Annotated in this window: 18 protein-coding genes; 3 read left to right on the plus strand and 15 right to left on the minus strand. The window is 71.0% G+C overall.

The features are described 5' to 3' along the window. The first annotated feature begins 95 nt into the window (after positions 1–95). A complete protein-coding gene (locus tag ADK55_RS07325; RefSeq protein WP_053676643.1) occupies positions 96–872 on the plus strand; it encodes a peptidylprolyl isomerase in 777 nt (258 codons plus the stop codon). A 198-nt stretch (positions 873–1,070) separates the two neighbouring features. Continuing rightward, on the plus strand, positions 1,071–2,300 hold the full coding sequence (locus ADK55_RS07330) for a DUF349 domain-containing protein (protein ID WP_053676644.1): 1,230 nt from the start codon (positions 1,071–1,073) through the stop codon (positions 2,298–2,300). A gap of 81 nt (positions 2,301–2,381) precedes the next feature. Here the strand turns inward: ADK55_RS07330 and ADK55_RS07335 are convergent, their stop codons facing one another. The 15 genes from ADK55_RS07335 to pgsA all read right to left on the minus strand — a co-directional run bounded on the left by ADK55_RS07335 (position 2,382) and on the right by pgsA (position 17,965). Next, on the minus strand, positions 2,382–4,805 hold the full coding sequence (locus ADK55_RS07335) for a RelA/SpoT family protein (RefSeq protein WP_053676645.1): 2,424 nt from the start codon (positions 4,803–4,805) through the stop codon (positions 2,382–2,384). Between the two features lie 239 nt (positions 4,806–5,044). After that, on the minus strand, positions 5,045–5,596 hold the full coding sequence (locus ADK55_RS07340) for an adenine phosphoribosyltransferase (RefSeq protein WP_053676646.1): 552 nt from the start codon (positions 5,594–5,596) through the stop codon (positions 5,045–5,047). Beyond that, positions 5,593–6,660: a protein translocase subunit SecF gene (gene secF, locus ADK55_RS07345; RefSeq protein ID WP_053676647.1), complete on the minus strand. Its 1,068-nt coding sequence runs from the start codon at positions 6,658–6,660 to the stop codon at positions 5,593–5,595. The genes ADK55_RS07340 and secF overlap by 4 nt, the downstream gene beginning before the upstream one ends. 3 nt (positions 6,661–6,663) lie before the next feature. Then, positions 6,664–8,496: a protein translocase subunit SecD gene (gene secD, locus ADK55_RS07350; RefSeq protein WP_078998594.1), complete on the minus strand. Its 1,833-nt coding sequence runs from the start codon at positions 8,494–8,496 to the stop codon at positions 6,664–6,666. A 153-nt stretch (positions 8,497–8,649) separates the two neighbouring features. Next, the gene (yajC, locus tag ADK55_RS07355) at positions 8,650–9,132 is read right to left on the minus strand and encodes a preprotein translocase subunit YajC (protein ID WP_053676648.1); all 483 of its coding nucleotides are present in this window, start codon (positions 9,130–9,132) and stop codon (positions 8,650–8,652) included. Positions 9,133–9,296: 164 nt separating this feature from the next. Next, positions 9,297–10,370, minus strand: a complete 1,074-nt coding sequence (gene ruvB, locus ADK55_RS07360) for a Holliday junction branch migration DNA helicase RuvB (RefSeq protein WP_053676649.1) — start codon at positions 10,368–10,370, stop codon at positions 9,297–9,299. Positions 10,371–10,631: 261 nt separating this feature from the next. After that, the gene (gene ruvA / locus ADK55_RS07365; protein ID WP_053676650.1) at positions 10,632–11,264 is read right to left on the minus strand and encodes a Holliday junction branch migration protein RuvA; all 633 of its coding nucleotides are present in this window, start codon (positions 11,262–11,264) and stop codon (positions 10,632–10,634) included. Next, positions 11,261–11,827 (minus strand): crossover junction endodeoxyribonuclease RuvC, encoded by a 567-nt coding sequence (gene ruvC, locus ADK55_RS07370; RefSeq protein ID WP_053676651.1) that lies wholly within the window; start codon positions 11,825–11,827, stop codon positions 11,261–11,263. Before ruvC ends, ruvA begins: the two co-directional genes overlap by 4 nt. 232 nt (positions 11,828–12,059) lie before the next feature. Then, a complete protein-coding gene (locus ADK55_RS07375) occupies positions 12,060–12,812 on the minus strand; it encodes a YebC/PmpR family DNA-binding transcriptional regulator (RefSeq protein WP_053676652.1) in 753 nt (250 codons plus the stop codon). Between the two features lie 57 nt (positions 12,813–12,869). Beyond that, positions 12,870–13,463 carry a pyridoxal 5'-phosphate synthase glutaminase subunit PdxT gene (gene pdxT, locus ADK55_RS07380; RefSeq protein WP_053676653.1) on the minus strand — a complete coding sequence of 198 codons (594 nt, stop codon included), beginning with the start codon at positions 13,461–13,463 and terminating at the stop codon, positions 12,870–12,872. Positions 13,464–13,468: 5 nt separating this feature from the next. Next, on the minus strand, positions 13,469–14,386 hold the full coding sequence (gene pdxS, locus ADK55_RS07385) for a pyridoxal 5'-phosphate synthase lyase subunit PdxS (RefSeq protein WP_053676654.1): 918 nt from the start codon (positions 14,384–14,386) through the stop codon (positions 13,469–13,471). Between the two features lie 137 nt (positions 14,387–14,523). Beyond that, positions 14,524–15,063, minus strand: coding sequence for a hypothetical protein (locus ADK55_RS07390; protein ID WP_053676655.1), 540 nt, complete (start codon positions 15,061–15,063; stop codon positions 14,524–14,526). A gap of 180 nt (positions 15,064–15,243) precedes the next feature. Further along, on the minus strand, positions 15,244–16,404 hold the full coding sequence (locus ADK55_RS07395; RefSeq protein WP_053676656.1) for a glycosyltransferase family 4 protein: 1,161 nt from the start codon (positions 16,402–16,404) through the stop codon (positions 15,244–15,246). Then, the gene (locus ADK55_RS07400; RefSeq protein WP_053676657.1) at positions 16,401–17,306 is read right to left on the minus strand and encodes a phosphatidylinositol mannoside acyltransferase; all 906 of its coding nucleotides are present in this window, start codon (positions 17,304–17,306) and stop codon (positions 16,401–16,403) included. Before ADK55_RS07400 ends, ADK55_RS07395 begins: the two co-directional genes overlap by 4 nt. Beyond that, a complete protein-coding gene (gene pgsA, locus ADK55_RS07405; protein ID WP_053676658.1) occupies positions 17,306–17,965 on the minus strand; it encodes a phosphatidylinositol phosphate synthase in 660 nt (219 codons plus the stop codon). Before pgsA ends, ADK55_RS07400 begins: the two co-directional genes overlap by 1 nt. Positions 17,966–18,229: 264 nt before the next feature. On the opposite strand from pgsA, the gene ADK55_RS07410 reads away from it, so the two are divergent. Next, on the plus strand, positions 18,230–20,425 hold the full coding sequence (locus ADK55_RS07410) for an elongation factor G-like protein EF-G2 (RefSeq protein ID WP_053676659.1): 2,196 nt from the start codon (positions 18,230–18,232) through the stop codon (positions 20,423–20,425). Positions 20,426–20,445 lie beyond the last annotated feature (20 nt).

Genomic DNA, 20,445 nt, shown 5'->3' on the forward strand with positions numbered 1-20,445 from the left:
GCCTACCGGCGCCGCTCATTACACAGCGAACCCATATACGGTACGGCCTAGCCCAGCCCGGACAGCGGTACCAGAGACGTACAAGGAGACGACCGGTGGTCACGAGCGATCAGCGTCGGCGACAGCTCGCCAGGGAGAAGTACGAGCGCCAGCAGGCGAACCGGGCCGCGGCCCGGCGCAAGGCGCGCCGCAACATGGCGGTGATCGGTGCGGCGGTGGCCGTGGTGGCCGCCACGCTGATCGGCCTGGTGGTGGGAGGCGTCTTCGATTCGAAGGACACGAAGGCGACCGACCCGACGGACACTCCGTCGTCCTCGCCCTCGCCCAAGCAGTCGCCGCCGGCCATGGCGATCGACCAGAAGGCGAAGTACACCTTCGACCTGAAGACGAACGCGGGCGCCATCAAGTTCGAGATGGACGCGGCGAAGACCCCGCAGACCGTCAACTCGTTCAAGTCGCTCGCCGACAAGGGATTCTTCGACAAGACCAAGTGCCACCGCCTGGTGACCGGCGGGATCTTCGTGCTCCAGTGCGGCGACCCCGAGGGCACCGGGACGGGCGGCCCCGGCTACACGATCCCCGACGAGAACCTCGACTCCCTCGGCAAGCCGAATGCCCAGGGTCAGGTCGTCTACCCGGCCGGCACGGTGGCGATGGCGAACACGGGTCAGCCGGGCAGCGGCGGCAGCCAGTTCTTCCTCGTCTACAAGGACAGCCCGCTGGCTCCCTCGTACACGCCCTTCGGCAAGATCGACGCGGCCGGCCTGAAGGTCCTGGAGGGGATCGCCAAGGCGGGAACCGCCGACGGGGCCCAGGACGGGGCCCCGAAGAACGGTGTGACCATCGAGAAGGGCGTCGTCACCAAGAACTGACCGAGGACCGAGCGACGGCGGCCCGAACCCGGCCGGCCCACCGCCCGCGCGTCGATATTCCGTCGTGCGGGATGCGGACAGCCGGCCCGGCGGTCGCCTATGTTGGCGTTGTGCAGGGCGGGCGCGGCCCGCCCCAGGAAACTGTGGACGATGCCCAGGGGGTGAACCCCTCGCAAGGCATCAGGTGGAGGAGGCGCTGTGAGCAGCGACCCGTGGGGCCGAGTCGACGAGACCGGCACCGTGTACGTGCGTACCGCCGAGGGCGAGCAGGTCGTCGGCTCGTGGCAGGCCGGCACCCCTGAGGAGGCCCTGGCCTACTTCGAGCGCAAGTACGAGGGCCTGGTGGTCGAGATCGGCCTCCTCGAACGGCGGGTGCGGACCACCGATCTGTCCGCCAAGGACGCCCAGACGGCGATCGACCATCTGCGGACGCAGCTGGACGAGCACCACGTCGTGGGTGACCTCGACGCTCTGCGCGTCCGGCTGGACAAGCTGGTCGCGACCGTGGAGTCGCGGCGCGAGGAGCGCAAGGTCCAGAAGGCCCGGCAGGCGGACGAGGCCCGTGCGGCCAAGGACGCCCTGGTCGTCGAGGCCGAGGAGCTGGCGCAGAGCGACCAGTGGCGCAGTGCCGGTGAGCGGCTGCGCGCCCTGGTGGACATCTGGAAGGGCCTGCCGCGACTCGACCGCAAGTCGGACGACGAGCTGTGGCACCGCTTCTCCCACGCCCGCTCCGCCTTCTCCAAGCGTCGCAAGGCGCACTTCGCCTCGCTCGACGCGCAGCGCGAGGACGCCCGCAAGGCCAAGGAGAAGCTGGTCTCGGAGGCCGAGTCGCTGTCGAAGTCGACGGACTGGGGTCCGACGGCCGCGCGCTACCGCGAGCTGATGGAGAGCTGGAAGGCGGCGGGTCGGGCGCAGCGCGAGTCCGAGGACGACCTGTGGAACCGTTTCCGCGGTGCGCAGGACGTCTTCTTCGCCGCTCGCAGCGAGGTCTTCGCCGAGCGCGACGCCGAGCAGACGGAGAACCTGAAGCTCAAGGAGGAGCTGGCCGACGAGGCCGAGAAGCTCGTCCCGATCACGGACCTGAAGGCGGCCCGTGCCGGCTTCCGCTCCCTGAACGAGCGCTGGGAGGCCATCGGCCACGTACCGCGCGACGCCCGTCCCAAGGTCGAGGGTCGGATGCACGCCGTGGAGCGGGCCATCCAGGAGGCCGAGGAAGGCGAGTGGCGGCGTACGAACCCGGAGGCCCGGGCGCGTGCGGCCGGTCTGACGGGGCAGTTGCAGGCGGCGGTCGACAAGCTGCGCGGGCAGATCGACGCGGCGCGGGCCTCGGGCAACAACGCGCGGGCCGACAAGCTCTCCCGGGAGCTGGAGGGCCGTCAGGCGCTGCTGGACCAGGCACTCAAGGGCCTGGAGGAGTTCGGCGGCTGACGCCGGCTCGACACGTGGACACGGGCACCACCGGAATCCTCCGGTGGTGCCCGTTCGGTGTTCGGCCCCGGGCGCCGCGGGCTACGGCCGGCGGGCCGAGGTGACGCGGTAGACGTCGTAGACGCCCTCGACGCCGCGTACGGCCTTCAGGACGTGCCCGAGGTGCTTCGGGTCGCCCATCTCGAAGGTGAACCGGGAGGTGGCCACCCGGTCGCGCGAGGTCTGCACGGCCGCCGACAGGATGTTGACGTGCTGGTCCGACAGGACCCGGGTGACGTCGGACAGCAGTCGTGACCGATCCAACGCCTCGACCTGGATGGCGACGAGGAAGACGGAGGACTGGGTGGGCGCCCACTCGACTTCCAGCATCCGCTCGGGCTGCTGGGAGAGGGAGTCCACGTTGACGCAGTCCGCGCGGTGCACGGACACGCCGCTGCCCCGCGTGACGAACCCGATGATGGGGTCGCCCGGCACCGGGGTGCAGCAGCGGGCCAGCTTGACCCAGACGTCGTCCACGCCCTTGACGACCACGCCCGGATCGGCGTTGGCGCGGCGCTTGGACTTGCCGCGCGCCGGCGGGATGCTCTCCTCGATGTCCTCGTTGGCGGCCTCCTCGCCGCCGAGGGCCTGCACCAGCTTCTGGACGACGCCCTGCGCGGCCACGTGGCCCTCGCCGATCGCCGCGTAGAGGGAGGAGATGTCGGGGTAGCGCATCTCGTGCGCCAGGGTGACGAGCGAGTCTCCCGTCAGGATCCGCTGGATGGGCAGGTTCTGCTTGCGCATGGCCCGCGCGATGGCGTCCTTGCCGTGCTCGATCGCCTCGTCGCGGCGCTCCTTGGAGAACCAGGCCCGGATCTTGTTGCGGGCCCGCGGGGACTTGACGAAGCCCAGCCAGTCCCGGGAGGGTCCGGCGCCCTCGGCCTTGGAGGTGAACACCTCGACCAGGTCGCCGTTGTCGAGGGTCGATTCGAGCGGCACCAACCGCCCGTTGACCCGCGCCCCTATCGTGCGGTGACCGACCTCGGTGTGCACGGCGTACGCGAAGTCCACCGAGGTGGCGCCCGCCGGCAGCGCTATGACATCGCCCTTGGGCGTGAAGACGAAGACCTCGTTGCGGGAGAGGTCGAAGCGCAGCGAGTCCAGGAACTCGCCCGGGTCCTCGGTCTCCTTCTGCCAGTCCAGCAGCTGCCGCAGCCACGCCATGTCGTTGACGGTGTCCTGGCCCGCGCTGCCCTTGGCCGCCTGCGGCACGTCGGTGCGCACCTTGGAGGTGCCGGCGACGGTCTGCTGCTTGTACTTCCAGTGGGCGGCGATGCCGTACTCGGCGCGGCGGTGCATGTCGAACGTGCGGATCTGGAGTTCGACCGGCTTGCCGCTGGGCCCGATGACCGTCGTGTGCAGCGACTGGTACATGTTGAACTTGGGCATCGCGATGTAGTCCTTGAACCGGCCGGGGACCGGGTTCCATCGCGCGTGCACGGTGCCGAGGGCCGCGTAGCAGTCCCGGACGGTGTCCACCAGGACCCGGATGCCGACCAGGTCGTAGATCTCCGCGAAGTCGCGACCGCGCACGATCATCTTCTGGTAGACGCTGTAGTAGTGCTTGGGCCGGCCGGTGACGGTGGCCTTGATGCGGGCCGCCCTGAGGTCGGTCTGCACCTCGTCCGTGACGACGGTGAGGTACTCGTCGCGCTTGGGCGCCCGCTCCGCGACCAGACGCACGATCTCGTCGTACATCTTGGGGTAGAGGATCGCGAAGGCGAGGTCCTCCAGCTCCCACTTGATCGTGTTCATGCCCAGCCGGTGGGCCAGGGGCGCGTAGATCTCCAGCGTCTCGCGGGCCTTCTTCTCCTGCTTCTCCCGCTTGAGGTAGCGCATGGTGCGCATGTTGTGCAGGCGGTCCGCGAGCTTGATGACCAGGACCCGGGGGTCCTTGGCCATGGCGACGACCATCTTGCGCACGGTCTCGGCCTGGGCGGCCTCGCCGAACTTGACCCGGTCGAGCTTGGTGACCCCGTCGACGAGCAGCGCGACGGCGTCGCCGAAGTCGCGTCTGAGCTGGTCCAGCCCGTACTCGGTGTCCTCGACCGTGTCGTGCAGCAGGCCCGCCATCAGCGTCGCGGGGTCCATGCCCAGCTCGGCGAGGATCGTGGTCACCGCGAGCGGGTGCGTGATGTACGGGTCGCCGCTCTTGCGCTTCTGGCCCCGGTGCCAACGCTCCGCGACCTGGTACGCCTGCTCGATCTGACGCAGCGTCGCCGACTCGATCTTCGGGTCGTTGCCGCGGACTATGCGGAGCAGGGGTTCCAGTACCGGGTTGTACGGGTTGGAACGCTGTACGCCGAGGCGCGCGAGCCGGGCGCGCACCCGGTTGGAGGACCCGGCCGGCTTCGCCGGAGCGGGCTTGACCGGCGGGGCCGGCGGGGGCGTGGCTGCGGCCGCCGCGGCCTCCTCGGGCTGCGGGTCGGGCTGCGCGGCGGAGATTGGCTGGACCTCGTCTGGCAAGAGCGCTCCTCAAGCGGATCCGGTGCCCCGGTCAGGTCCGGATAACCCATGGTAGCGAGGGTTGCGCCGGCTCGTTCCCCTCGGCCCCGGCTCCCCCGCCGCCGCCCGGGCACGCCCGGATCCGCCGGCGTTCGCACGCGAGGGGACCGCGGTGGAGTGCGCCGCGCGCCCCCGCAAAGCCGGAGCGGGCGGTGTACCGGGTCGCCCCGGTACACCGCCCGCTCCGTGTGACAGAAGGGTCAGACCACGATCAGCGCGTCCAGCGGAGCGCCGTCGAGGCCCGGCTCCAGCCGGGCGCGGCCCGGCAGGAACGACAGTTCCATCAGGACCGCCACGCCGGCGACCTCGGCGCCGGCGCGCCGGATCAGCGAGAGCGAGGCGTCGGCCGTGCCGCCGGTCGCCAGGACGTCGTCGATGACCATGACCCGGTCACCGGCCGACAGGTCCTCGGCGTGGACCTCGATCTCCGCGGTCCCGTACTCCAGCTCGTACGACTGCGAGAGCGTCGCTCCGGGCAGCTTCCCGGCCTTGCGGACGGGCACGAAGCCGATCCCGGCCTGGACGGCCACCGGGGCCGCCAGGATGAATCCGCGCGCCTCCAGCCCGACGATCTTCGTCGCGCCGTACCGGGCCGCGAGGTCCACCAGCGCGTCCGTCAGGGCCGCGAAGGCCTTCGGGTCGGCCAGCAGCGGGGTGATGTCCTTGAACATCACTCCCGGCTTCGGATAGTCCGGGACGTCCTTGATCCGGCTGAGCAGCAGCTCGCGGACCTCGGGTGCGCACGCGGTCATCGGCGCCGCCGTCCGTGGCCCTCGGCCTGGCCCTGGGCCACGACCTGCGGGGAGCCCTCGGAGGCCTGGCCCCCGTCGACGGACTCGCCCTTGGCCGCCGCGGCGGCCCGCTTGGCGAGCACCCGCTTCTTGAGGGCCTTCATGGACGGCTCGCGCTCCTTCAGGTCCACGACCAGCGGGGTCGCGATGAAGATCGAGGAGTACGCGCCGGCCGCGAGACCGACGAACAGCGACAGCGAGATGTCGTTGAGCATGCCCGCGCCCAGGAAGCCGCCGCCGATGAAGAGCAGGGCCCCGACCGGGAGCAGCGCCACGACGGTGGTGTTGATCGAGCGGACCAACGTGCCGTTGATGCTGCGGTTGGCGACCTCGCTGAAGGTGTAGCGGGTCTGCTTGGTGATGTCCTTCGACCCCTCCTTGAGACCGTCGAAGACGACGACGGTGTCGTAGAGGGAGTAACCGAGGATCGTGAGCAGACCGATCACGGTGCCCGGCGTGACCTCGAACCCGACGAGCGCGTACACCCCGACGGTGATGGTGAGGTCGTGGATCAGCGCGACCAGCGCGGCGACCGCCATCCGCCACTCGAAGGCGATGGCGAGGTAGATCACCACGAGGACCATGAAGATGGCGAGGCCGGTCCAGGCCTTGTTCGCGATCTGCTCGCCCCAGCTCGGGCCGACCAGGTCCGCGTTGATGTCGCCGGCGGGCACCTTCAGCTCGGCCGCCAGGTCCTTCTTCACGTCGGCGGCGGCGGCGGTGTCCAGACCGGAGATCTGGATGCGCATGCCGCCGGTGCCGAGCTCCTGGACGATCGCGTCGTGCCCGGAGGCCTTCTCCGCGATCTCCGTCGTCTGGGCGACGGAGGCGGCCGGCTTCGGGGTGGTGAAGACGGCACCGCCCTTGAATTCGATGCCCATGTTGAGGCCCTGAACGGCCAGGGCCACGATCGCCGTGATGGTGATCAGGATGGAAACGCCGTACCAGAGGAAACGCTTGCCGACGAAGTCGTAGCCGACCTCACCGCGGTACAGCCTGGCGCCGAGATCTCCCAGCTTCGACATCTCTCACGCCTCCTTCGAGTCGACGGGGGCGGACACGGTGGCGGCACCCGCACCGGTACCGGTGCGGGACCGGCGCAGCGGGGGCTTGGCGCCGAGCCGCTTCGGGTCCAGCCCGGACCACGGGTGGCCGCTGGAGAAGAACGTCGTACGGGCCATCAGGGTCATGATCGGCTTGGTGAAGAGGAACACCACGACCACGTCGAGCAGGGTGGTCAGACCCAGCGTGAAGGCGAAGCCCTGGACCTTGCCGACGGTGACGATGAACAGCACCGCGGCGGCGAGGAACGACACGAAGTCGGAGACCAGGATGGTGCGCCGGGCCCGCGGCCAGGCGCGCTCCACGGCCGGGCGCAGGGTGCGTCCCTCACGGATCTCGTCACGGATGCGTTCGAAGTACACGATGAACGAGTCCGCCGTGATGCCGATCGCGACGATGGCACCACAGACGGCGGGCAGGTTCAGCGCGAACCCGATGCCCTTTCCGAGCAGCGCCATGATCGTGTAGGTGAGGATCGCGGACACCAGGAGACTGACGATCGCGATGAACGCCAGGCCCCGGTAGTAGACCAGCAGGTAGATCACCACGAGGAGCAGGCCGATGGCGCCGGCGATCAGACCGGCCTTCAGCTGCTCGCCGCCGAGCGCGGGGGTGACGGTGGTGACGCTGTCCTCCTGGAAGGAGAGCGGCAGGGCGCCGTACGAGAGCATGTTGCCCAGGTCCGTGGCGGACTCCTGGTTGAAACCACCACCGGAGATCTCGGCGCTGCCGCCGGTCAGCGCCTGGCTCACGGACGGGTCGGAGATCACCGAGCCGTCGAGCACGATCGCGAACTGGTTCTGCGGCATCTGCTTGGTGGCGAGCTCACCGGTGATCTTGGCGAACTTGTCCGCGCCCTTGTCGGTGAACTGCATCGTGACGATCCACTCGCTGGTCTGCGGGTTGATCTCGCCCTTGGCCTTGTCGATGTCCTGACCGTTCACGGCGGCCGGGCCGAGCACCCACTTGCCGCGGTCGCCACAGGCGACCATCGGGTCCTCGGGCTTGGCGCCCTTGCCGGCCTCGGCGCGCTGCGCCGGGTCGGCGCAGTTCAGCGCCGCGAACTTGGCCTGCAGGTCGGCCACGGCGGCATCGGCGCCCGACGGGACCGGTGCCGGGGTGGTGGCCGGGGTGGTGGCCTTGTTGTCGTCTGCCTTCTTCGACCCGCTCGCCGACGGCGTGGGAGAGGGGGCGCTCGGGGCCTTGAGGCCCTCGCTGAGCGCGCGGCCCTGGGAAGTGGCGCTGGACGACGGGGTGGCCGACGGCTTGCCGTCTTGGGCCTTGGGGGCGCCGGAACCGCTCGCGGAGGGCTTCGCGGACGGACTGCCGGAGGGCTTCGCGGACGGGCTGCCGGACGGCTTCGGCGTGGCGTTGGGCGTGGCCGGCTCACTGGGGGTGAATGCCAGGACCGGGCGGAAGTAGAGCTGGGCGGTGGTACCGACCTGCTCGCGCGCCTGCTGCTCGTTCACTCCCTTGGGGATGTTCACGATGATGTGGTCGCGGCCCTGCGTCTGGACCTCGGCCTCCGACACGCCGAGACCGTTGACACGGCGGTCGATGATGCCGACCGCGGTGTTCATGTTGGTCTCGTTGATCGCGTCCGGCTTGCCGGGCTCGCTCTTCGCCTTGAGCGTGATGCTCGTACCACCGGCGAGGTCGATGCCCAGTCGGGGAGTCGTCTGCTTGGAGAGGAACATCCCCGCGGTGAGCGCCACCATCGCGATCAGGATGATCGCCAGGGCACGCCCCGGCCTCCCCTGAGCCCCCGTGGGCCGCCGGCCCTTCTTCGGTGCTGCCACCTTGTCGTATCTCCCTGTCCAACCGCCCCGCGCCGGGTCAGCACGCGGACGGCCACGAAATGTGTGGTGGGGACCCCTGCCCCCCGCAGAAGTGTCACTCACGGGAACCGCGGCGGCCGCCGATCAGGCGCCTCCGCGGTTCCCGGCCGAGCGCTACTTCGCGCCGGCCTCGCCGTCGGTCTTGCCGTCCTTCGGCTCGTCGGCGGGCCCGTCGCCGGGCTCGTCCTTCTTGCCCAGGTCGAGCTTGGGAGCCTCGTCCTCGTCCTTCGACAGGTCGGTCTTCGGCGTCTCGCCCGCGGTCAGCGAGGAGGCGTCGTCCGGGACGACCGGCGTGTCGATGGTCAGATCATCGGTGGCGCCGTGGACGATGCGGTTGTACTCGGCGTCCTCCAGCACGGCGCCGATGGAGTTCTTCGCGTAGATGGCGTGGACGCCGGGGGCCACCTCGAGGGTGACGGTGTCCTCACCGATCTCCTTCACGGTGGCGTACATGCCACCGATGGTGCGGACCCCGGTGCCGGGCGTCATTTCGTTGCGCATCTGCGCGGCCGCCTGCTGCTTCTTCTTGGCGGAGCGGGTCATCAGGAACATCGCCCCGATGAGCACGATGAACGGGAGGAGTGTCACGAGATTCACGGGACGGAGATCCTTCGCACGACCGTACGGGAGACGGCCTTCTTCTACGGGGGTGGGCATGCCGACCCGAAGGGTCGGCATCGGCGGAGTCTAGGCGAGTCCGCACCGATGGAACAACGCCCAGCATGGCACCGCAGTTCCTGGGCGGTCGAACCTCCGCGCCGTCAGGCCCTGAACAACCCCTGTTGTCCGCTTGATCCACTACCGCCCTGCTGGGGCGGTACGAGCCCCAGGTGGGCCCATGCGGCGGGGGTCGCGACCCGGCCCCTGGGCGTCCGTGCCAGCAGCCCTTCGCGCACCAGGAAGGGCTCGGCGACTTCCTCGACGGTCTCCCGCTCCTCCCCGACGGCCACGGCGAGGGTGGACAGGCCCACGGGTCCGCCGCCGAACAGCTTGAGCAGGGCCTCCAGCACGGCCCGGTCGAGCCGGTCGAGCCCCCGCGCGTCCACCTCGTACAACTGGAGGGCGGTGCCGGCCACCTCGCGGTTGATCACTCCGTCGGCCCTGACCTGGGCGTAGTCCCGGACTCGGCGCAGGAGCCGGTTGGCGATGCGCGGCGTGCCCCGGGAGCGGCCGGCGATCTCCGCGGCGCCGGCGGTGTCGATCTCCACGTCGAGGAGGCGGGCCGAGCGGTGAATGACCCGTTCGAGTTCCTCGGGTACGTAGAACTCCATGTGTCCGGTGAAGCCGAAGCGGTCGCGCAGCGGCGGGGGCAGCAGTCCGGCCCGGGTGGTGGCACCGACGAGGGTGAAGGGCGGCAGCTCCAGCGGGATGGCGGTCGCGCCCGGGCCCTTGCCGACGATCACGTCGACGCGGAAGTCCTCCATGGCCATGTACAGCATCTCCTCGGCGGGCCGGGACATGCGGTGGATCTCGTCGAGGAAGAGGACCTCGCCCTCCTGGAGGGAGGACAGGATCGCGGCGAGGTCGCCGGCGTGCTGGATGGCGGGACCGGAGGTGATCCGGATGGGTGCCCCCATCTCGGCGGCGATGATCATGGAGAGGGTGGTCTTGCCGAGGCCGGGCGCGCCCGAGAGCAGGACGTGATCGGCGGTGGCCCCGCGCTGGCGGGCCGCCTTGAGGACGAGGTCGAGCTGCCGGCGGACCTTCTCCTGGCCGACGAACTCTCCGAGGTCCTTGGGCCTCAGGGCCGCCTCGACGGCGGTGTCCTCGCCGCCGGCCGCCGCCGCGACAAGACGGTCGGTCTCGGCTGCGTCGGTCTCGTCGTCCCAGTTCACGGTGTCAGTCTGCCTTCTCGGTCGGTGCGGTGGTCATCGTGGCCCTGTGGGCGGCCCGGTACGGGGACGCCACCCGGGGCCCGTACCGCGTGTGGGCGGCCCGCCGTACGGACTCCCCCGGTCGGCCGGACCGGCGGGGCGCGGCGGTCGGGGTCGGGTCGCGCGGCGGTCGCGGTCGGCCGCCGCCGGCCGGGGTCGCCGGTGCGGGCGGCGGGTCCGGGGCCGCGTCGACGGGGTTCGTCGCAGGGGTGCGTCGCGGGGTCAGCGCGCCCGGTTCAGGGACTGGAGGGCGGCGCGCAGGAGTTGCGGCACTGGGGCCGAGCCGCCGGCGGCGATGGCCTCCTCGGCCTGCGGGGTGACGGCCGAGACCGCCTCCTCCGCCTCCCGCGAGGCGTACCCCAGCCCGATCAGCGCCGCCGCGAGTTGCTCCGTCCACGGCGCGGGTCCGCCGGCGGCGGCCCGCTGGGCCCCGACCAGGCCGCTGGTGCCCAGCGGTGCGCCCAGCTTGTCCTTGAGCTCCAGCAGCAGCTTCTGCGCCCCCTTCTTGCCGATGCCGGGCACCGCCATCAGGGATTTCTCGTCGCCCGTGGAGACGGCCAGCCGGAGCGCGTCCGGGGTGTGCACGCCCAGCATGGCCTGGGCCAGCCTCGGCCCGACCCCGCTGGCGGTCTGCAACAGCTCGAAGACCTGTCGCTCGTCGTCGTCGGCGAAGCCGTACAGCGTCAGCGAGTCCTCCCGTACGACCAGGGAGGTCGCCAGCCGCGCGGGTTCGCCCAGCCGGAGCCCGGAGACGGTGTTCGGCGTGCAGTGCACGGCCATGCCCACGCCCCCGACCTCGATCACGGCGAGGGTGGGGGCGAGGGCGGCGACCTGGCCACTGACGAAGGCGATCATCGGGTACGGCCTTTCCGGGCGGAGACGGGGGCGGAGCCGCGCGCGGCGGTCGCGGCGTGCAGGGCGACCGCCTGCTGGAGGCGGTTCTGGGCGGGGGCCCGCCAGATGTGGCAGATGGCGAGGGCCAGGGCGTCGGCGGCGTCTGCCGGTTTCGGCGGCGCGTCGAGCCGCAGCAGGCGGGTGACCATGGCTCCCACCTGTGCCTTGTCGGCGCGACCGCTGCCGGTGACGGCGGCCTTGACCTCGCTGGGGGTGTGCAGGGCGACGGGCAGCCCGCGGCGGGCGGCGCAGAGCATGGCGACCGCGCTGGCCTGCGCGGTTCCCATGACGGTGCTGACGTTGTGCTGGCTGAACACCCTTTCCACCGCGACGAGTTCGGGGCGGTGTTCGTCGAGCCAGCTTTCGATGCCCTGCTCGATGGCGACGAGCCGCAAGCCGATCTCGGCATCGGCGGGCGTCCGTACGACCCCCACGCCCAGCATCCTCAGCGGGCGACCCGCGACGCCCTCGACCACCCCGATACCGCAGCGGGTCAGCCCCGGGTCCACACCGAGCACTCGCACGTCCCCTCCTCCTTCACGCTGGTGTGCAGGCTACCGGCCGGCACCGACAGCGGCGTGACGGCACGGGACGGGTCGCTCTGTTCGGCGGCCGGTGCGAGGAGCGGCCCGGGGATCGAGCGGCTCGGGGATCGAGCGGGCCGGGGATCGAGCGGGCCGGTGAAACGACCAACGAAACGGCCCGCCGGATGCATCCGGCGGGCCGTTCACGTCTGTTGCGGCGAGAGCCCGCGGCTCAGGCGTCGACCTTCTCCATGACCTCGTCCGATACGTCGAAGTTGGCGAAGACGTTCTGCACGTCGTCGCTGTCCTCCAGCGCGTCGATCAGCTTGAAGATCTTGCGCGCGCCCTCTTCGTCCAGCTCGACCTGCATGGTCGGCAGGAAGTTGGAGTCGGCCGAGTCGTAGTCGATGCCGGCCTGCTGGAGCGCGGTGCGGACCGCGACCATGTCGGTGGCCTCGCTGATGATCTCGAAGCTGTCCCCGAGGTCGTTGACCTCTTCGGCTCCGGCCTCCAGGACCGTCTCCAGGACGTCGTCCTCGGAGAGCTCGCCCTTGGGCAGGAGGACGACACCCTTGCGGTTGAACAGGTACGAGACCGAGCCCGGGTCGGCCATCGAGCCGCCGTTGCGGGTCATGGCGACACGCACGTCGGACGCGGCACGGTTGCGGTTGTCGGTGAGGCACTCGATGAGCACCGCGACGCCGTTCGGGCCGTAGCCCTCGTACATGATCGTCTCGTAGTCGGCGCCGCCGGCCTCGAGGCCGCCGCCGCGCTTGACCGCGGAGTCGATGTTCTTGTTCGGGACCGAGCTCTTCTTGGCCTTCTGGATGGCGTCGAAGAGCGTCGGGTTGCCATCGATGTCGGCGCCGCCCATGCGGGCCGCGACCTCGATGTTCTTGATCAGCTTCGCGAAGAGCTTGCCGCGCTTGGCGTCAACCACGGCCTTCTTGTGCTTCGTCGTAGCCCATTTAGAGTGGCCGGACATCTGCCTGTCTCCTTCGCGTCACCAACAGTGTTCGCCTCAGATCCTACCGGGACGCCGTCACAGCCCCGCGCGCACCATGTCGACGAAGTACGCGTGAACGCGGTCGTCGCCGGTCAGTTCCGGGTGGAAGGACGTGGCGAGCACGTTCCCCTGCCGTACCGCGACGGTGTGACCGTCGTACGTGGCGAGCACCTCGACCGAGGCGCCGACCGACTCTACCCACGGGGCGCGGATGAAGACACCCTCGACCGGGTCGCCGGCTATGCCCGCGAAGTCGATCTGTGCCTCGAAGGACTCGTTCTGGCGCCCGAAGGCGTTGCGGCGGACGATCATGTCGATGCCGCCCAGCGTCTCCTGGTCCTCGCGGCCGTCCAGGAGCTTGTCCGCGAGCATGATCATGCCGGCGCAGGTGCCGTAGACCGGCATCCCGGCCCGCACGCGCTCGCGCAGCGGCTCCAGCATGCCGAACAGGACGGCGAGCTTGGACATGGTCGTGGACTCGCCGCCGGGGATCACCAGGGCGTCGACGTCGGCGAGTTCCTCGGGACGCCGGACCGGCCTGGCCACGGCGTCCGCCGCGGCCAGGGCGATCAGGTGCTCCCGTACATCGCCCTGAAGTGCCAGGACACCAATGACGGGGGTGCTGCTCATGCTTGTTACCAGCCCCGGTTGGCGTAGCGCTCGGACTCGGGGAGGGTGTCGCAGTTGATGCCGACCATGGCCTCGCCCAGGTTGCGCGAGGCGTCCGCGATGATCTTCGGGTCGTCGTAGAAGGTGGTGGCCTTCACGATGGCGGCGGCGCGCTTGGCCGGGTCGCCGGACTTGAAGATGCCCGAGCCGACGAAGACGCCCTCGGCGCCGAGCTGGCGCATCAGCGCGGCGTCGGCCGGGGTGGCGACGCCACCGGCGGAGAACAGCACGACCGGGAGCTTGCCGAGCTCGGCGACCTCCTTGACCAGCTCGTACGGGGCGCGCAGGTCCTTGGCGGCGGCGAACAGCTCGTTGTTGTCGAAGCCGCGCAGGCGGGCGATCTCGTTCTTGATCTGGCGCAGGTGGCGGACGGCCTCGACGACGTTGCCGGTGCCGGCCTCACCCTTGGAACGGATCATGGCCGCGCCCTCGGCGATGCGGCGCAGGGCCTCGCCCAGGTTGGTGGCGCCACAGACGAAGGGGGTGGTGAACGCCCACTTGTCGGAGTGGTTGACCTCGTCGGCCGGGGTCAGGACCTCGGACTCGTCGATGTAGTCGACGCCGAGGGACTGCAGCACCTGCGCCTCGACGAAGTGGCCGATGCGGGACTTGGCCATGACGGGGATGGAGACGGCCTCGATGATCTCTTCGATCATGTTGGGGTCGGACATCCGGGCCACTCCGCCGTCCTTGCGGATGTCGGCGGGGACCCGCTCCAGGGCCATGACGGCCACGGCGCCGGCGTCTTCGGCGATCTTCGCCTGCTCGGCGTTGACCACGTCCATGATCACGCCGCCCTTGAGCTGCTCGGCCATGCCGCGCTTGACGCGGGACGTGCCGATCGCGGACTCAGCGGACTGCGGGGTGGAGGGAAGCGTGCTCACGGATTGACCTCACTCGAAGGAAGACGGGTGCTGCGGTGGTACTGCGGTGAGCAAACCCCCCACGACCAGTCCACTGCAAGGGCCAATGAGGAGCCGGTGGCTCCTTCCGATTTGGCCATTGGGTACAAGTGGGGCCGCTACGGCCGTTCCGCAAGATCCACCGGAGGCTCGTCGTCCATCTCGAAGGCGAGCGGGAAGGGGGCGTGTCCGGCCAATCGGAACCAGCGGACCTTGCGGTGCCTGCGCAGCGCGCGGGCCGCGCGTACCGCGTCGTTGTGGAAGCGGCGGGCCATCGGCACCCGGCGGACGGCGGCCGCCAGCTCCTCGGTGGCCTCCGCGCCGCCGGGAGCGGCCTTCAGCACCTCGACCTGGTCCACGTCGGCGAACACCGCGCGCAACGCCTGGCTCAGTTCGCTCTCGGCCACCTCACGGTGCTCCTCCTCGGCCTGCCGGGCCCCGTGCGCGGCCTCGTACAGCACCAGCGACGAGGCCGGGTCGAGCACCCCCGAGGTGGCCACCTCCAGCACCACCGACGCCCGCCGCACGAGCTGCGCGTCGAGGGCGGCCCGGGCGGCGTCCATCCGCGAGTGCAGGCGGTCGAGTCGACCGGCGGTCCAACTGAGGTAGACCCCGATGACGCCGAGGCCCAGGGCAATCCAGACAAGGGTTTCGATCACGGGCCGCGACTCTACCTTTCGCGGGCCGCCGGGCCGGGCCCGGCCCGGCGGCGGCCCCCGGCGGCCGGCGGACGCCATGGAGACGGCCCGGCACCCTCGGGTGCCTCGACGACGCGGCGAGGAGCGGTGCGGTGTGGTGCCGGGCGGCGTGGGTCAGACAGGATCCGAGAGCCGGCCCGGTCAGTCCCGCGAGAAGCCCAGCCGTGCGCGCAGGCCGACGCGTTCGTCCTCCGCGACCGCCGTCGCGCCGTCGGTCACCGTTTCGTAGACGGCCAGGATGTCCGCTCCCACCGTCGACCAGTCGAAGCGCCGCACGTGCGCGGAGCCTCGGGTGCTCAGTTCCGCCCGGCGTTCCGGGTCCCGCAGGAGGGCGATGGCGCCTGCGGCCAGGGAGTCGGCGTCCTCGTTGGTGAAGAGGTCGCCCGCGCCTCCCTGGTCCAGTACCTGCGCGAAGGCGTCCAGGTCCGAGGCCAGCACCGCGGCCCCGGCCGAGAGGGCCTCGACGAGGATGATGCCGAAGCTCTCGCCGCCGGTGTTGGGGGCGACGTACACGTCGACGCTGCGCAGCAGTCGCGCCTTGTCCTCGTCCGAGACCATGCCGAGGAACTCGACGCGGGAGCGGAGGTCGGCCGGCAGCGAGGCCACGGCTTCCTCCTCGTCGCCGCGGCCGGCCACGAGCAGCCGTACGTCCGGGCAGGCCTCCACGATCTTGGGGAAGGCCGCCATGAGCACGGGCAGGCCCTTGCGGGGCTCGTCGATCCGGCCGATGAAGCCGAGGGTCTGGCCGCCCCACTCGGCCTTGGGTTCGGCCTTGGCGAAGAAGTCCACGTCGACCCCGTTGGGGATGACGACGGCGTCCCCGCCGAGGTGTTCCACGAGGGTCCGGCGCGCGTACTCGCTCACCGCGATGCGGGCGCTGATCTTCTCCAGCGCCGGCTGGAGGATCGGGTACGCGGCGATCATCGCGCGCGAGCGGGGGTTGGAGGTGTGGAAGGTGGCCACGATGGGGCCCTGGGCCGCCCAGCAGGACAGCAGGCCGAGGGACGGTGAGGCGGGTTCGTGGATGTGGATCACGTCGAAGACGCCGTCGTGCAGCCAGCGCCGTACGCGGGCCGCGGACAGGAAGCCGAAGTTCAGCCGGGCCACCGACCCGTTGTACGGCACCGGGACCGCTCGTCCCGCCGAGACCACGTAGGGCGGCAGCGGGGTCTCGTCGTCCGCGGGGGCCAGTACCGACACCTCGTGGCCGCTGCGGATCAGGTGTTCCGCGAGGTCACGGATGTGGAACTGGACGCCGCCCGGTACGTCCCACGAGTACGGGCACACGATGCCGATCTTCACTGCGCGCGTTCCTCCAGGTCGTCCAGCCACAGCCGCTGCAGCATGTGCCAGTCCTCGGGGTGCTCGGCGATCCCCTCGGCGAACACGTCGGCGAGGGCCTGGGTCATGACGGCCGTCTTCTCGACCCGGGTGCCGTTCTTCGGCACGGCCACCTCGGAGTGGATCCGGCCGAACAACTTCGGGGTGTCCCCGTAGTACAGGGTGGCCGGGAGCAGCACCGCGCCCGTCTGCTGGGCGAGGAGCGCCGGTCCCGCCGGCATGCGCGCCGTGGAGCCGAAGAAGTCCACCTCGACCCCGGAGGCCGACAGGTCCCGGTCGGCGACCAGGCAGACCAGTCCCCCGGAGCGGAGCCGCCGGGCCAGGGTGCCGAAGGCGGCGCCGCCGCTGTGCGGGAGCACCTCCATGCCGAGGCTCTCCCGGTAGGCCACGAAGCGGTCGTACAGGCTTTCGGGCTTGAGCCGCTCGGCGACCGTGGTGAGCGGCACGCCGATGTGGCCGGTGGCCCAGGCGCCGGCGAGGTCCCAGTTCGCGAGGTGCGGCAGGGCGACCACGACCCCGCGTCCGGTGGCCAGCGCCTCGCGCAGGATGTGGTCGTCCTTCATCTCGACGTCCGTGCCGAACCGCTTCGGGTCCATCGTGGGCAGCCGGAAGGATTCCATCCAGTACCGCATGTACGAGCGCATGCCGGCCCGCGACAGTTCCCGCAGGGCTTCGGGGGTCGCGTCCGGGACCACCCGGGCCAGGTTCGACTCCAGGCGCAGCACGCTCTTGCCGCGCCGCTTCCAGGCGTAGTCCGCGATCCGGCGGCCGAGGGCCACCGCCGCGGGCTCGGGGAGCTTCTTCACGCCCGCCCAGCCGAGCCCGTAGAGCCCGTCGACGAGCTTGTCCTGTGCGGCGCCCATCAGGCGGCCCCGCCTTCGGCCGCTGCCGCGTCGGCCTCCGCGGCCTCGCGGCGCACGGTGACCACCCGCTGGATCAGCGTGACGAGGGAGCCCACCGCGACCAGCCACAGGGCGATCGGCAGGAGCACCCCGATCCAGGAGGGGACGCCGAAGGTCTGGAGCCCGGACAGGCCGGCCGCGACGAGGGTGATCACCAGGCGCTCGGCGCGTTCGACGAGCCCGTTGACGGCCACCGGCAACCCGATCGACTCGCCGCGGGCCTTGGTGTAGGAGACCACCTGGCCGCTGGCCAGGCAGAAGATCGACACGGCGCAGAGCGCGTTGTGGTTCCCGGAGCCCGCGTACCAGAGCGCGAGTCCGCCGAAGATGGCCGCGTCGGCCACCCGGTCGAGCGTCGAGTCGAGGAACGCCCCCCACCGGCTGGAGACGCCGGCCTGGCGGGCCATGTTCCCGTCGACCAGGTCGGAGAAGACGAAGAGGGTGATGGTGATCGTGCCCCAGAAGAACTCGCCCCGGGGGAAGAAGACCAGCGCGCCGGCCACCACTCCGGCGGTGCCGATCAGGGTGACGGCGTCCGGGCTCACCCCCCGACGGAGGAGAAATGCGGCGAACGGCGTGAGAACACGCGTGAAGAATGCACGCGCGTACTTGTTCAGCATGGCCTTCCCGGAGGGTCGCTGGGCCGCACGGCCACAGCGGCCACCGGCTGGCCCATCGTAGCCGGCGCCTCGCGCCCCGGGTGCCGCGCACCCACCGGTTCGCCCCGGACAATCCCCGCGCCGGCTCCACGTCGGCTCCGCGTCGACCGCTCGTCGTGCTCCGGACGGCTCCGGGTACGACGTATGGACGTGGTGTGACACCGGTGCAAAGCTCGAAGGACCCCGATCACCCTCCTCACCGCGACACCGGGAGGCACGAGCATCATGGGAGCCACATCACACCAAGCCGGGGCCGCCGGCAGGGCGCTGACGGCCGACCGGCCCACTTCCGTACGGAACGTCGTGTTGGTCGGCCACAGCGGCGCCGGCAAGACCACGCTGGTCGAGGCCCTGGCGCTGACCGCCGGGGCCGTCAATCGAGCCGGCCGGGTCGAGGACGGCTCGACCGTCTCCGATCACGACGAGATCGAACATCGTCGCCACCGGTCCGTCCAGCTCTCCCTCGTCCCCGTCGAATGGGGCGGGATCAAGATCAACATCCTGGACACTCCGGGATACGCCGACTTCGTCGGTGAACTCAGGGCCGGTCTGCGCGCCGCGGACGCGGCCCTTTTCGTCGTCTCGGCCGCCGACGGGATCGACGGCGCCACCCGCATGGTCTGGGACGAGTGCGAGGCCGTCGGCATGCCCCGGGCCATCGTCGTCACCCACCTGGAGGCGGCCCGGTCCGACTACGCCCAGATGACCGGCGTCTGCGGGGAGATCTTCGGCGCCGAGGACCCGGACGCCGTCGTACCGCTCTACCTGCCCCTGCACGGGCCCGCGGGGCCGGACGGGCACGCCCCCGTCACCGGGCTGCTCGGCCTGCTCTCGCGGCGCGTGTACGACTACGGCTCCGGGGAACGCGTCGAACGCGACCCGGACCCGGCGGAACTCGCCCTCATCGCCGACGCCCGCTCCCGCCTGATCGAGGGGATCATCGCGGAGAGCGAGGACGAGAGCCTCATGGACCGCTATCTCGGCGGCGAGGACATCGACCTCAAGACGCTCGTGGACGACCTGGAGCGGGCCGTCGCCCGGGGCACCTTCCACCCCGTGCTGATGGCGGCCCCGGCGGCCGAGGGAGCCCGTCAGGGCCTCGGGACGGTGGAACTCCTCGAACTGGTCACCGGCGGCTTCCCCACCCCCGCGGAACGCGCGCCGCTCGCCGTCACCGCCCCCGACGGTTCCGCCCGCCCCCCGGTCACCTGTGATCCCGAGGGGCCCCTCGTGGCCGAGGTCGTCAAGACCTCCTCCGACCCCTACGTCGGCCGCGTCTCCCTCGTCCGCGTCTTCTCCGGCACCCTGCTCCCCGAGGCGACGGTGCACGTGTCCGGCCACGGGCTCGCGGACCGCGGGCACGAGGACCACGACGTGGACGAGCGGACCGGGGCCCTCTCCTCCCCCTTCGGCAAGCACCAGCGGCCCCTCGGCCGGTGCATCGCCGGCGACCTGGCCTGCGTGGCGAAGCTCACCCACGCCGAGACGGGCGACACCCTCTCCGCCAAGGACCGGCCCCTCCTGATGGAGCCCTGGTCGATGCCCGATCCCCTGCTGCCCCTCGCCGTCGAGGCCCACGGCAAGGCCGACGAGGACAAGCTCTCGCAGGCGCTGGCCCGTCTGGTGGCCGAGGACCCGACGCTGCGGCTGGAGCAGAACCCGCACACGCGTCAGCTCGTCCTGTGGTGCCTGGGCGAGGCCCACCAGGACCTGGTGCTCGAACGCCTGCGGACCCGCTACGGGGTCCAGGTGGACCCGGTCCACCACAAGGTCAGCCTGCGCGAGACCTTCGGCGCCGAGGCAACCGGCCGCGGTCGCCACGTCAAGCAGTCCGGGGGCCACGGCCAGTTCGCCATCTGCGAGATCCGGGTCGAACCGCTGCCGGCCGGCAGCGGCGTGGAGTTCGTCGACAAGGTGGTCGGCGGTTCGGTGCCCCGCCAGTTCATCCCGTCCGTGGAGAAGGGCGTACGCGCCCAGGCCGCGCGCGGGGTCGCGGCCGGATACCCGCTGGTGGACGTACGGATCACCCTGCTCGACGGCAAGGCGCACTCGGTGGACTCCTCCGACGCCGCCTTCCAGACCGCGGGCGCGCTCGCCCTGCGCGAGGCCGCCGCCGAGGCGACCATGCACCTCCTGGAGCCCGTCGCGGAACTCGACGTACTGGTGCCCGACGAGTTCGTCGGCCCGGTCATGAGCGACCTCGCGGGGCGCCGAGGTCGCGTCGTCGGCTCCGACCAGGCCGGGCCGGGTCGGACGCGGGTGCGCGCGGAGATCCCGGAGATCGAGATCGGCCGGTACGCGGTGGAGTTGCGGTCCGTGTCGCACGGCACGGGCGGGTTCCGTCGCAGCTACGCCCGCCACGAACCCATGCCACCACAATTGGCGGAAAAGATTCGCGAACAGGCCGAGAAAGGAACGTAGTTGACATAGCGCTGCGGCGA

The organism is Streptomyces sp. WM4235 (assembly GCF_001279725.1).
In the GTDB taxonomy this organism is placed as follows: domain Bacteria; phylum Actinomycetota; class Actinomycetes; order Streptomycetales; family Streptomycetaceae; genus Streptomyces.

What these genes read in the sequence shown, in the direction of transcription:
- ADK55_RS07340 (WP_053676646.1), bottom strand. Translation starts at nt 5,596, where the DNA reads ATGACCGCGTGCGCACCCGAGGTCCGCGAGCTGCTGCTCAGCCGGATC.
- secF (WP_053676647.1), bottom strand. Translation starts at nt 6,660, where the DNA reads ATGTCGAAGCTGGGAGATCTCGGCGCCAGGCTGTACCGCGGTGAGGTC.
- ruvA (WP_053676650.1), bottom strand. Translation starts at nt 11,264, where the DNA reads ATGATCGCCTTCGTCAGTGGCCAGGTCGCCGCCCTCGCCCCCACCCTC.
- ADK55_RS07375 (WP_053676652.1), bottom strand. Translation starts at nt 12,812, where the DNA reads ATGTCCGGCCACTCTAAATGGGCTACGACGAAGCACAAGAAGGCCGTG.
- pdxT (WP_053676653.1), bottom strand. Translation starts at nt 13,463, where the DNA reads ATGAGCAGCACCCCCGTCATTGGTGTCCTGGCACTTCAGGGCGATGTA.
- ADK55_RS07400 (WP_053676657.1), bottom strand. Translation starts at nt 17,306, where the DNA reads ATGGGCGCCGCACAGGACAAGCTCGTCGACGGGCTCTACGGGCTCGGC.
- pgsA (WP_053676658.1), bottom strand. Translation starts at nt 17,965, where the DNA reads ATGCTGAACAAGTACGCGCGTGCATTCTTCACGCGTGTTCTCACGCCG.
- ADK55_RS07410 (WP_053676659.1), top strand. Translation starts at nt 18,230, where the DNA reads ATGGGAGCCACATCACACCAAGCCGGGGCCGCCGGCAGGGCGCTGACG.